Annotated in this window: 9 protein-coding genes and 1 pseudogene; 4 read left to right on the forward strand and 6 right to left on the reverse strand. The window is 66.4% G+C overall.

Annotated features, from left to right (window positions below; all coding sequences use genetic code 11):
- The first annotated feature begins 33 nt into the window (after window positions 1–33).
- Entirely contained in the window at window positions 34–1,044 is a 1,011-nt protein-coding gene (locus EV641_RS26115; protein WP_054714251.1) for a PHP domain-containing protein, read from the forward strand.
- 2 nt (window positions 1,045–1,046) lie between these two features.
- Window positions 1,047–2,486, forward strand: coding sequence for an NAD(P)/FAD-dependent oxidoreductase (locus EV641_RS26120; RefSeq protein ID WP_054714257.1), 1,440 nt, complete (start codon window positions 1,047–1,049; stop codon window positions 2,484–2,486).
- A gap of 10 nt (window positions 2,487–2,496) precedes the next feature.
- Here the strand turns inward: EV641_RS26120 and EV641_RS26125 are convergent, their stop codons facing one another.
- The 3 genes and pseudogenes from EV641_RS26125 to EV641_RS26135 all read right to left on the reverse strand — a co-directional run bounded on the left by EV641_RS26125 (window position 2,497) and on the right by EV641_RS26135 (window position 5,502).
- Window positions 2,497–3,522: a pirin family protein gene (locus tag EV641_RS26125; protein ID WP_054714248.1), complete on the reverse strand. Its 1,026-nt coding sequence runs from the start codon at window positions 3,520–3,522 to the stop codon at window positions 2,497–2,499.
- 14 nt (window positions 3,523–3,536) lie between these two features.
- Window positions 3,537–4,445, reverse strand: a complete 909-nt coding sequence (locus tag EV641_RS26130; RefSeq protein ID WP_132475915.1) for a fused MFS/spermidine synthase — start codon at window positions 4,443–4,445, stop codon at window positions 3,537–3,539.
- A gap of 46 nt (window positions 4,446–4,491) precedes the next feature.
- A pseudogene (locus EV641_RS26135) lies at window positions 4,492–5,502 on the reverse strand (MFS transporter).
- On the opposite strand from EV641_RS26135, the gene EV641_RS26140 reads away from it, so the two are divergent.
- Both EV641_RS26140 and EV641_RS26145 read left to right on the forward strand, forming a co-directional pair.
- Window positions 5,461–6,552, forward strand: a complete 1,092-nt coding sequence (locus EV641_RS26140) for an LLM class flavin-dependent oxidoreductase (protein ID WP_241997481.1) — start codon at window positions 5,461–5,463, stop codon at window positions 6,550–6,552. The pseudogene EV641_RS26135 and the gene EV641_RS26140 sit on opposite strands and share 42 nt — an antisense overlap.
- 95 nt (window positions 6,553–6,647) lie before the next feature.
- Entirely contained in the window at window positions 6,648–7,985 is a 1,338-nt protein-coding gene (locus tag EV641_RS26145; RefSeq protein WP_054714243.1) for a hypothetical protein, read from the forward strand.
- Between the two features lie 84 nt (window positions 7,986–8,069).
- On the opposite strand, the gene EV641_RS26150 is transcribed toward EV641_RS26145, so the two are convergent.
- From EV641_RS26150 to EV641_RS26160, 3 genes are all read right to left on the reverse strand, one after another.
- A complete protein-coding gene (locus tag EV641_RS26150; protein ID WP_132475918.1) occupies window positions 8,070–10,154 on the reverse strand; it encodes a PhoX family phosphatase in 2,085 nt (694 codons plus the stop codon).
- 101 nt (window positions 10,155–10,255) lie between these two features.
- On the reverse strand, window positions 10,256–11,437 hold the full coding sequence (locus EV641_RS26155; protein WP_132475921.1) for an alpha/beta hydrolase: 1,182 nt from the start codon (window positions 11,435–11,437) through the stop codon (window positions 10,256–10,258).
- A gap of 78 nt (window positions 11,438–11,515) precedes the next feature.
- On the reverse strand, window positions 11,516–12,643 hold the full coding sequence (locus EV641_RS26160) for an alpha/beta hydrolase fold domain-containing protein (protein ID WP_241997482.1): 1,128 nt from the start codon (window positions 12,641–12,643) through the stop codon (window positions 11,516–11,518).
- Between the last annotated feature and the right edge of the window lie 41 nt (window positions 12,644–12,684).

Below are 12,684 nucleotides of genomic sequence, written 5' to 3' on the forward strand. Positions count from 1 at the left end.
CACGACCTGCGCGGGCGCGTCCACAATGGGGGCATGGATCCGGTATCTGCACTTCGAGAGGTCGCGTTCTGGCTCGAGCGTCAGCACGCGTCGACCTACCGCGTGCAGGCGTACCGGAACGCAGCCGACGTGGTCGAGGGCCTGTCCGACATCGCTCGACAGAAACATCGTCGTGCCGACGACTGGACCGAACTCACCGGGGTCGGACCCAAGACCGCGGCCGTGATCCGGGAGGCCTTCGACGGAGTTCCCGAATACTTGCAGAGTGTGCGGGACGAGGCCGAACCGATCGGCCGTGGCGGGCGCGAGCTCCTCGAGGCGCTGAGGGGTGACCTGCATACCCATTCCGACTGGTCGGACGGCGGCAGCCCCATCGACGAGATGCAACGGACCGCCACGACGATGATCGGCCACGAGTACCTGGCCCTGACCGACCACTCCCCCCGTCTGACGGTCGCGAACGGGCTCAGCGCCGAACGTCTGCACACGCAGTTGTCCGTCGTCGCCGAACTCAACGAGAGCGCGCAGGGCACCAGGATCCTCACGGGTATCGAGGTGGACATCCTCGACGACGGGTCGCTGGACCAGGACGAGGGACTTCTCGCCGAACTCGACATCGTCGTCGCGAGCGTGCACTCGAAACTGCGGGACGATCGGTCGACGATGACGAAGCGGATGCTGCGGGCCGTCGAGAATCCGAATGTGGACGTCCTCGGGCACTGCACAGGCCGGCTCGTCACCGGCGGCCGCGGGCAGCGCCCGGAGTCGACGTTCGATGCCGACGCGGTGTTCACGGCGTGCCGCGACTACGACACCGCGGTCGAGATCAATTCGCGCCCCGAACGCCGCGATCCCCCGTCGCGACTGATCGATCTCGCACTGGATATCGGGTGCCTGTTCTCGATCGACACCGACGCCCACGCTCCGGGGCAGCTCGATTGGCTCGGCTTCGGGTGCGAACGCGCGGCCGAGCGTGGTGTGGAACCCGACGTGGTGATCAATACCTGGCCGATGGATGATCTGTCGGCATGGACGAGGCGGTAGGAGTGCGCGTGGAACATCTCGATGTGCTGGTCGTCGGTGCCGGACTGTCCGGCATCGGTGCCGGATGCCGGCTGCAGACTCAGTGTCCCGACCGTACCTACGCGATACTCGAGGCACGCGACAGTATCGGTGGTACGTGGGATCTGTTCCGTTACCCCGGAATTCGATCGGACAGCGACATGTATACGCTCGGATTCCCGTTCCGGCCGTGGCGCGGGGAGAAGTCGATCGCCGACGGCGCGAGCATCCTGCAGTATGTGCGCGACACCGCCGCGGAGTACGGCATCGATACCAGGATCCGATTCGGGCACCGCGTCGTCTCGGCGGCATGGTCGAGCACCGACGCGCGGTGGACGGTCCGAGTGGATGCGGGCGGTAACGAAACCGTACTGACCTGCGCCTTCTTGTATCTGTGCAGCGGGTACTACAGCTACGAATCCGGTTACCTGCCCGACATTCCCGGCCTCGACGATTTCGCCGGAATCGTCGTGCATCCCCAGTTCTGGCCCGACGACCTCGACTACGAGGGCAAGAAGATCGTGGTGGTCGGCAGTGGCGCCACCGCGGTGACCCTCGTGCCCTCGCTCGCGGAGAAGGCCGAGCACGTGACGATGCTGCAGCGCTCACCGTCGTACGTGATGTCGTTGCCGTCCCGCGATCCGATCGCGACACGAATCCGGAAATATTTGCCCGACAAGGTGTCCCACCGGGTGATCCGCGCGAAGAACACGGTGACCAATCTCGGCTTCTATCAACTGTGTCAGCGTCTTCCCGGGGTGGCGAAACCGGTTCTGCGCCGACTTGCGCAACGTCACCTGCGCGATGAGTCGACGGTGGATCCGCACTTCTCCCCGAGTTACCGGCCCTGGGATCAGCGCATGTGCCTGGTGCCCGACGCGGACCTGTTCAAGGCCCTCAACGCGGGTACCGCGGACATCGTGACCGACCACATCGACACCGTCACCGAGAAGGGCGTGCAGCTGAAGTCGGGCGACCATCTCGATGCCGAGATCCTCGTGACCGCGACCGGACTGCGCCTCGTACCCGCCGGCGGCGTCGAATTCACGATCGACGGTGAGACCGTGGATCTCGCCGACCGCTACACGTACCGCGGGATGATGCTCAGCGGCGTACCCAATCTCGCGCTGTGTCTCGGTTACACGAACGCGTCGTGGACGCTGCGCGCCGACCTGGCGTCGCTGTACGTGTGCCGCCTGCTCAACCACATGCGGCAGGGCGGGTATCGCGTCGCCCGTCCCGAATCGCATCACGACGCCTCACCGCAGCCGCTGCTGGGTTTGACATCGGGATACGTTGCCCGTTCGGAAAGCATTCTCCCGAAACAGGGTTCACGCAGCCCGTGGTTGATGCGGCAGAACTACCTGCTCGATCTACCCACTATGCGATTCGGCCGGATCGACGAGTCGATGGACTTCGCCTGAATCGGTACCGTCACCGCTTCTCGACGGTACCGTCGGGGTACTTCGCGAAGCGCCCGGCATCGGCCGCGTGGACGGGGTCGTTGCTCTCCCACGGCCAGCCACCGAAACCGGTGCGGCGGTAGTCGTCGAACGCCTGCTGGATGCCGGCTTCGTCATTGAGCACGAACGGGCCGTACGACGCGACGGGTTCGCCGATCGGGCGTCCCTGCAGCATCAGGATCTGCGTGGTGTCGCCGCCACCGGTGAGCGCGATGGGTACGGACGCATCGACAACGACGCCGTGTCCGGAATCCACCTGCCGATCTCCGATCTGCACCGGAGAACCGTTGTAGACGTAGAGAACTCGGTGGGTCCCCGATCCTGCTGCCGCAGGCAGTGCCCACTGTGCGCCGGCCGACAGGTCGATGTTCCAGATTGCCACGTCGGTGTCGGATCGTGACGCCCACGAGTGCGGCGGCGGTGCCGGTGCCGTCGCGTCGTCCAGTTTTCCGGCGAGCACCCGGACGGAGACCGTCCGATCGGCGTCATCGGTGAAGGTCCGCGTCGGCGTGTCCTCGTTCCACAGCATCGCGAAATGTGGGTCGGCGGTCTTCGACTCGGCGGGCAGATTCAGCCAGATCTGAAACAGCTCGAGGGGATTGTCGTCGTCCTGGTTCAACAGCGGAAACATCTCGCTGTGCACGACGCCGTTCCCGGCAGTGAGCCACTGGGTGTCGCCGCCGCCGAATCGGGCGGAGGCACCGACGGAGTCGGAGTGGTCGATGAAACCCGATCGCACGAATGTCACCGTTTCGAACCCGCGGTGCGGATGGCCCGGGAATCCTGGGACGGTGGTGCCGTGGTACATGTTCCACCCGGAAGGATTGCCGAAATCCTGCCCCAGCGGACGCCCGTCGAGCGACGCATCCGGTCCGAGATCGGCATTGCCTGCGGGATATGTGTCGACGTGGTGGGCGACGAAAAGGAACGGATCGATCGTCTGCCAGGGTGAACCCAGCTCGAATACCTGCCGGACGGGCGACTGTGTCGAGGTCATGCAGGTTTCAACGATTACGAGGGCTCGGGTGTTCCCGGCTGCGGCGCCCCGGTGGGTGCTCTGGTGGGCCGTCGGGGTGCTTCACTGTCGTCGAGAACCTTCGCACCTGCCGCGAACGTGCGGGTTTCCGCGGTGTGCCTGATCTGCGCCGGTACTGCACCACCGAGCAGGTCACGGATCAGGGCGTCGGACTCTCCGAGCGGCCGGTCGCTACCCGCGATGATGAGATTGCCGTAGCGCCGACCCTTGAGCATGGCCGGGTCCGCGATCATCGCGGTGTGCTCGAACACCGAGCCGATGGTCGCGGCCTCCCGCCGGGCGGTGGTCAGATCGCGGGTATCACCGCAGTTCACGACGTAGAGTCCACCGGGCGCCAGGACGCGTCGTGCGTGTCGCGTGAACTCGACGGTCGTCAGCGCGACCGGCGTCCTGTCGATCGCGAACACGTCGCGGATGATGACGTCGCGCGTCGCGTCGGTGAGCGAGGTGAGGACCGACCGCGCCTCACCCACCCGGATCCGCAGCAGCGGTGCGCGCGGTAGGTCGAACCACTTGCGCACCAGTTCGGCGAGGCGACCGTCGATCTCGACGACGACCTGCCGAGCTTCGGGATAGGTCGCGGCGAGATACCGCGCCATGGTGCACGCGCCTCCGCCGAGGTGCAGGGCCCGCAGCCGTGTGTCGCGGGAGAAGTGGCTGTGCACCAGCATCGTGATCCAGCGCATGTACTCGAACTCGAGCAGCGTCGGATCGTCCGGATCGATGTGGGAGCTCGGGACTCCGTTGACCTCGAGAATCCATCCCGAGTCGCGGTACGGGTCCTTGACCAGTTCACATGTGCCCGTATCGGTGTCGTACAACCCTGCGACCGGTTCATGGCTCGACACAGTCGGCTTGGCCCGGCCAGTCCTGCGTCTGCCCATGAGAGGAGCCTAGTACCGACACGGTGCCGCTCAGGCGCGCGCCCTGTCAGAGGTAGAGGTCGTCCTTCTTGATGAGGGAGGTGGCGATCACACTGATGACCGCTGTCGCGACGAGGTAACCGCATGCGAGCCACGGACTTCCCCCGCCGACGGCGATGAGTGCCGTCAGGATCATCGGGGTGATGCCGGAGAACTGGCAAACCACCGACAGTCCGGTGTAGCGGACCTCGGTCGGGTACAGGCTCGCGTACAGCGTGCCCTGCGCGCCGTAGAAGAGCGCATGGATGATGCCGAACACCACCACCATCGCCACGGGCAAGCACCCCGGAGACGGGGAGCAGTGCGGCCATGACGAGGGCGGACACCGTCACGACCAGCAGCACGGGCACGTTCTCGAAGGCGAGCTTGCTCGTCGCGTACGTGATCGCGAACACGCCCCACGTGTTGAACGCCGCGCCCTCGCCCCACCTCGACAACAGGCCGAGCACCGCGCTGCCCGTCCACGGAAAATGTCCTTCAACGGAGCCGACGACCTCGTCTCGAGATCGTGCACCATCTGGAACGCGGGTGTTTCGTCCACCTCGAGACGGACGACGAAGCCGACCACCACGAGCACCAGACTCAGCAGGAACGCGATCCGCCATCCGTATGCCAGGAACTGCGCGTCGTCGAAGAGCAACTGCAATGCTGCGAAGACGCCGGTACCGAGCGCGAGTCCCAGCGCGAGCCCGATCTGGGGGATGCTTCCGAACAGCCCCCGCTTGCGACCGATGCGGTCTCCGATATGTCCGAAGACGACACCGCCGATCGGACGGACCAGGAACCCGACCGCGAACGTGGCGAACGCCAGCATGGTGCCGACGAACGAACTCTGGTCGGGGAAGAACGGCTGGTTGAAGACCAGCGATGCGGCGGTTGCGTAGAGGAAGAAGTCGTACCACTCGACCGTGGTCCCCAGACGGCTCGCCGCGACGACGGTGCGCAGGCGCTTGCGCCGTTCGAGATCGGACTCGGGTTGTGCCGAGTGCCCGAGGGGCGCGGGGCTGGGGTGCGGCAGATCGGCGCGGCGGCAGAGGCCGTAGGTTTCGAATCCGTGCTCACCCCTACCGGTGCATGGTGCGAGGACGCGTGGCTGACCACGGCGATGATGATCGACACCACCGAGACACTGAAGTTCCTGGTGGCGCTCCGGCCCGGCCTGATCAGCCCCACACTGGCAGCGCAGATGGCCGCGACCTTCCAGTGGCAGTCGAAGGGCAGACTGCTGCTCAACGTCGTGACCGGAGGCGAGGACCACGAGCAGCGCGCCTACGGTGACGTCCTCGACAAGAACCAGCGCTACGCCCGCTGCGGCGAATACCTCGATGTTCTCCGCCGACTGTGGGCCGGCGACGGGCCCGTCGACTTCTCCGGCGAATACGTGCAGGTCGGGAATGCGCAGCTCCAGCGGCTCCCCGACCCCGTTCCTCCGCTCTTCTTCGGCGGGTCGTCCCCGGCTGCGGGGACCGTCGCCTCGCAGTTCGCCGACACGTACCTCACGTGGGGTGAACCCCCGAGCGCCGTCGCCGCGAAGATCGCCTGGATCCGCGACCTCGCCGAGGTCCAGGGACGCACCCTCGACTACGGCATCCGTCTCCACGTGATCAGTCGAGACACGTCGGAAGAGGCGTGGGCCGAGGCCGATCGACTGCTCTCCGCCCTCGACCCGGCGACCGTCGAGAATGCGCAGCGTGCCCTGGCACGTTCGGGTTCGGAGGGGCAGCGTCGGATGCTCGAGCTCCACGGCGGTGGCGGCGCCTACGCGCAGGGCCGTGATGCACGCACCCTCGAGGTGGCGCCGAACCTGTGGTCGGGTGTGGGTCTCGTTCGCGGCGGTGCGGGTACCGCACTGGTCGGCTCGCACGAAGAGGTCGCAGACCGCATCGCCGAATATGCCGCGCTCGGGCTCGATCACTTCGTGTTGTCCGGATACCCGCACCTCGAGGAAGCCTATCGATTCGGTGAGGGCGTGCGTCCGATTCTCGAGCGTCGTGGGTTGGTCACCCCGCGCAACCGCTCCGCCGCGGATCTGTCCGGTTCGACGGCGTTCCTCTCCGCTGCCCGGTAGCCCGTCCCAGCGAGTGGAGGGGTGCCACTGTGTCGTGAGTGTTACGGGTGGGGCGTCGGACGTGCATCTTCGCTGGGAAGCCGCAGAATGGGACGATGCCGGACCGCGGATTCACCCCCACCCAGCTCGCAGCCCGCGCTGCGTACCTTCTTCGCGGCAACGACCTGGGCACGATGACCAGTGCCGCTCCCAAGCTGTACCCGCACATGTGGAGCTGGGACGCAGCGTTCGTATCGATCGGATTGGCTCCGCTGAGTGTGGAGCGCGCTGTCGTCGAGCTCGACACTCTCCTGTCGGCGCAATGGTCGAACGGGATGATTCCGCACATCGTCTTCGCGGGCGGTGTCGACGGATACTTTCCCGGCCCGTCGCGGTGGGAAGTGAACCGGCTCGCGGCCCACGCCCCGCGGGAGGTGCAGACGTCGGGTATCACCCAGCCGCCGGTGCACGCGATCGCTGTCCAACGCATCCTCGACCATGCCCGTCGGCACGGCCGCAGCACCCGCGCGGTCGCCGACGAGTTCCTCGACCGGCGCTGGCCCGATCTGATGCGCTGGCATCGATGGCTGGCGCGGGCCAGGGACATCGGCGGCAACGGACGCATCGCGATCTTCCACGGTTGGGAATCGGGCATGGACAACTCGCCCCGGTGGGATACCGCCTACGCGAATGTCGCCGTCGACACAGTCCCGGATTTCCGACGCGAGGACCTCGCCCACGTCGCGGATCCGGGTGAGCGACCCAGCGACGTCGAGTACGCCCGCTACCTGTGGCTGCTCGAGGAGATGAAGGCCGCGCGGTACGAGGACGACGTGCTCGCCGAGACGATGAGCTTCGCGGTCGAGGACATCTTCGTCAGCGCCGTGTTCGCTTTGTCGTGCGAGGTGCTCGCCGAGATCGGGGAGGAGGAGTCGCGCCCCCATGCCGACGTGCGCGAACTGCACGAGTGGTCCGACCGATTCCGACGCGGCGTGCTCGACTCGACCGATGCGCGAACGGGTGCGGCGAAGGACTTCGACCTGAGATCAGGGAAGTGGGTGGCCACAGACACTCTCGCGATGTTCGCGCCGTTGCTCAGCGGCGGGTCGGACCGCAGGACCGAGCGGGCGCTGCTACGGACTTTCGAAGGCCCGAAGTTCTGCGGACACCCCGACCTGCGATACGCGGTGCCGCCGTCCACGTCACCGGTGTCGCTGGACTTCCGGTCGCGGGAGTACTGGCGGGGTCCGGTGTGGCCCGTCATGACATGGCTGTTCTCGTGGGTGTTCGCGCGCCGCGGCTGGGTCGAGCGCGCGAATACCCTGCGAGCAGAAGGGTTACGGCAGGCCAGTGGCGGCTCGTTCGCCGAGTACTACGAGCCGTTCACCGGCGAGCCTTTGGGAAGCATGCAGCAATCCTGGACTGCTGCAGCGGTTCTGGACTGGCTGGGTTAGCGGTCCTGGCGTGAAATGGCCGAATGTCACCTTCGGCAACTTGGAATGTACGAAGGTGACATTCGGCCATAGGGCGATAGGTGGTCAGACGCCGATCCGGCCGCCGTCGCTCTTCCATGCTGCGACCACGGACGGGCGCGGCTGCGAGTCACCACCGTCGGGCCAGTGCGATCCCGGGCTGTCCCACGATGCGTCGTCGGTCTCGCCCGGATGCTGGACGCACACGACGACGCGGTTGTCCTCGACGATCGGACCGCATGTCTCGGCACCGATCGGGACGGTGAGGAACTGCTTGGTCTCACCGCGGCGCGGTCCGTCGAGCACCACCGCGAACAGGCCGTCGTTGGATCCGAGTGCGTTTCCGTCGGTGGAGATCCACAGGTTGCCGTGCGGATCGAACGCGAGGTTGTCGGGGCACGAGATCGGACTGACCTGGGACTTGTCGAACCCACCGAAGTAGGTGTCGGCGGTGGACGGGTCGCCGCACACCAGCAGGAGATTCCACGTGAACGACGTACCGGCGTGGTCGTCGTCGATCTCGAGAACCTGACCGTTCTTGTTGTCGTTGCGCGGATTCGCTTCGTCGGCAGCAGCACCGCCGTCGACGCCGCGCTTGGTGTTGTTCGTCAGTGCGACGTAGACCTTGCCCGAGACCGGGTTGGCCTCGAAATCCTCGGGCCGATCCATCTTCGTCGCACCCACCTTGTCACCCGCGAGGCGAGTGAACACTGCGACCTCTTCGGCGCTCATACCTTCGACGAGGGACTCGGCCGTGCCGTCCTCGCCTGCGCGCAGCAGCGGGATCCAGGTGCCGGTTCCGGTGAATGCGCCGCCCTCGGGCAGGTCGCCGGAACCGTCGATCGCGTCGGGGTTGTCGCCCTCGAGCGCTGCGACGTAGAGGGTGCCCGCATCGAGCAGCGTCATGTTGTGTGCCGTTGCCGCGCGGGAGTTTCCATCCTGCATCTTGCGGGACGATACGAACTTGTACATGTAGTCGAAGCGTTCGTCGTCGCCGCTGTACGCCACGACCGTGCCGTCGTCGGTGACATGGATGTTCGCGGCCTCGTGCTTGAAACGGCCGAGCGCGGTGTGCTTGACGGGTGTCGAGGTGGCATCGAACGGGTCGATCTCGACGACCCAGCCGAACCTGTTGACCTCGTTGGGTTCTGCAGCGATGTCGAACCGGGGATCGAAACGCTCCCACTTCCGGTCGGACTCACCGCCTTCGATTCCGTAGCGGGCCAGACGCTCGGCGCCCGCCGCGTCCGTGACCGTCTCGGCGTTCGCGAAGTACTGGTTGAAATTCTCCTCGCCGGACAGCACGGTGCCCCACGGGGTGACCCCACCCGCACAGTTGTTGAACGTGCCGGCGACCCTCGTGCCGGTGGGATCCGCGGTGGTCTTCAGTAGGTCGCTGCCTGCTGCCGGGCCGGTGACGAGAAATTCGGTGGTGCCGGTGATCCGACGGTTGTACTCACCGAATTCGGGTGTGAGACGACCGGATCCGGACTCGCCCTTGACCTGCACAACCGAGAGGCCGTGGTTGGCGATGCCGATACGGACCTGTTCCTCTGTCGGGTTCTCTTCGTCGTACCCGGCGAACATGAAGGGCTCGGTGGTGTATTCGTGGTTGACCACGAGCAGGTACGTGTTCGGGACGCCGTCGACGGGCAGCAGCCCGGCGAAGTCGTTGTTGAATCCGAACTGCTTCTCCTGTGCGGCGGCAGTCTGATTGTCGATGTCGAATTCGGGGGCGTCCGGGAGGACCTTGTCTCCCCAGCGAATCACGACTTCCTGTTCGTACCCTTCGGGCACGGTCACTGCATCGTCGGTGTTGGGGGCAACGGCGACGAAGTCGGTTCCGGCCGGGCTGGGGCCGAGATCGACGGCGCCCTCTGCGGCTCCCCCCTCGGTGGTTGCGGCGGAGGAATCATCGGAACAAGCGGCGAGAACACCGCCGGCGCCGACCGCGAGGACAGCCATTGCGCCGCCGCGTAGTACTCCTCGGCGCGACATCGCGTGGCGCACAATGTCGCCGAAGTAGGCTCCACCGGAGGTGTTGGGCACGTCGTGCGAGCAGGCGTCGCCGCATTTGTACTTGCAGGTGATATTCGAGCGCGACGACTTGCCGTCGTGCATGACGATCAGTGGTAGTTCCTTGCGGGCCACGGGGCTGTCTCCCTCATCTCTAGGTACAACCGACGGACCGTAGAAGCTCGAAACGAGTCGAAGGCAACGAGAAGGTGAACGTGGGATGAGTGTTAGGAAGGTCACGGCCCGATGGACGGGCCGGTTGTGGTGTCGCTGTCGCTGTCGAGGTTCTCCCCGGGACGTAGATCGATGAACGGTTCGACCCGGTCGGTGATCGCGTTGTTGTACGCCTCGGGTGCCTGGATCGGATTCGCGTGACCGGTGTGGTCGATCTTCGCGACGAGCAGGGTGCCGTCGACTCCACCGGAGTGTTCGACGAGGGCCTGCTGTGTGTACTCGACGTCCACGACGTGGTCGTTCAGTGCGTGCCGTGGCCGCACGAACACGATCGCCGGCCGCACCTTGTCGTCCTGCTCGGCGGCGAGTGCTCGCAGGCTGTCGGACGCGCCGGATGCGACGATCGCCCGGAACTGCGATTCGATCAGGCCGTTGCTCGCGGCGTCGGTCGACAGGATCTTGTCCTTCAGGACCTCTTCGACGACATCGATGAAGTCGGAGCCGTCGATGCGTCGGTACCAGCGATCCGAGGGAAGGACGAACCTGTCCTGGCGTGCCGCGATCTCGATGACCATCCGCATGATCCGGCTTTCACGGGCGCCGGGGATCCAGCCGATCCAGCGGAGCAGCTCTTCGCCCGCATCGCGGCTGTCGGCGCGCACGGCGTGCAGGTCGATCGGCGTGCAGTCGAGGATCACCCCGAGCACCTCGAGCGGTGTGTCCTGATACAGATGCTCGGCGACCTCGAGCGCGATGATGCCGCCCATGCTGTGGCCGGTGAGGATCACCGAGTCGATGCCCAGGGTTTCGGCGCGTGCGGCGACGAGACGGCTCACGACGGCGGTGTCGAGGCCGGAGTTGTCGTACTCCACCGCCCAGACGTCCCCGAGGCCGCTCAGTGCGGGCAGGGCCCTCGCGGTGTCGGTGGCGTCGAGATTGCCGAGCCCGACGAGGTCGACGACTGCGGTATCACGGTCGTCGGGGTCCCGCGCGTCGTAGACCTGATGGATGCGCGGCTGCGTTTCGGCGAGTTGCTCCCGCATGGGTGCGACGTCGAAATGCCAGTACTGCGTGTAGAGGGCGACGAACGGCACCGTGGCGATCGCGGTGCGCGCGATGAACCGGCGCGCCCGGCCGAACCGGCGCCAGCTGTGACCTGTCCGCGTGTCGCGCAGGCGCCGCCGCCGGCGAGCGTTGTCCCAGTCGTCGGCGGTACACGGTGGAAGTGTCGGTACATCTGGCATGCACTTCCGATCGTACGAGGCGCGTGGGGACCGTCGGGGTCGTCGCTGTTCGGGTGTGGTGGAGACGGACGCGGCGCCCTATCCGGAGGCCTGCGGCCGCTCGGTACCGATCTGGCCGTCCTGTGCCCAGGCGTGGGCGGCGAAGGCTTCGACCGCGCCCACGACCGCATCGAAACGGGGTGAGTGGAACACGTCGAAGCCGTGGTGGGCTCCGGGCAGTTCGGCGTAGACCGTCCGGCATGAGGCTTCGCGCAGCCGCTTCGCGAATGCGCGGGCGATGGAGATGTGGACGAGGGAATCGCGGTCGCCGTGAACGATCATGATCGGGGGCGCATCCGCGCGGGCCTGAGCGAACGGGTCGGTGTCGTCGCCGCGACCGAAGTACGGTCCGTAGTAGCCGCCGATACCGACGACCGCCGATACCGAGGTGTCGACCTCCTCGAAGCCCGGCTGGTACTCCGACCTGCCCTGGGTGAAGCCGGCCATCGTCGACATATGGGCACCCGCGGAGGAGCCGGTCAGGACGATCCGCTCGGGGTCGGCGCCCCATTCGTGGCCGTGCTCGCGGACCCAGGCAATGACGCGCTTGGCGTCGATCAGGTGGTCCTCGAAACCGGCCTCGGGGCGCAGTCGGTAGTTCGCGCTGATGCACAGCCAACCTCGGGAGGCGAGGTGGTGGAGCATCGGCCGGGATTGGGTGTTCTTGCGGCCCATGGCGTAGTAGCCGCCGTGGAAGTGGATGAGGACGGGGGCGCCGGTGGGATGCGAGCGGTGCCGGTAGGCGTCCATCAGGTTGCGCTTGCCCGCCGGGCCGTAGGCGATATTCGCGGTCCGCTCCACCGATCGAGGTCGGAAAGGGAAGGGGTGTAATAGGATCCGCGTGTATGATACGCGGCGGGTCACGGTGATCGCGCCCATTGCGTCTTGGAGGATCCGCTGGGCGCGCACACTCTTCCAGGTGGTCGACGCCACGCAGGCCGTGGTGATGACGGCGGCGGCGATGGTGACAGGCGAGGTGAGGTCGCCCTCGGAGAAGGCGAGTGCTGTGCTGGCGGCCAAGAGTCCTATCGCGAGGAACGGCAGTTCGTTGATGGCCATGCACAGCAGGAAGACCACGGTGCCGACACGTTCGCCGAGACGCGGGACCGGCAGCGCGGGGATCGTGAGGAAGGCGAGCCCGATCAGGTAGCCGTAGGGGATGCTCATGCCGGTCAGTGTCATTCAGGCACAGCGGGTACCGCATCGGC

It is taken from the genome of Rhodococcus sp. SMB37 (assembly GCF_004345605.1).
Taxonomy (GTDB): domain Bacteria; phylum Actinomycetota; class Actinomycetes; order Mycobacteriales; family Mycobacteriaceae; genus Rhodococcus.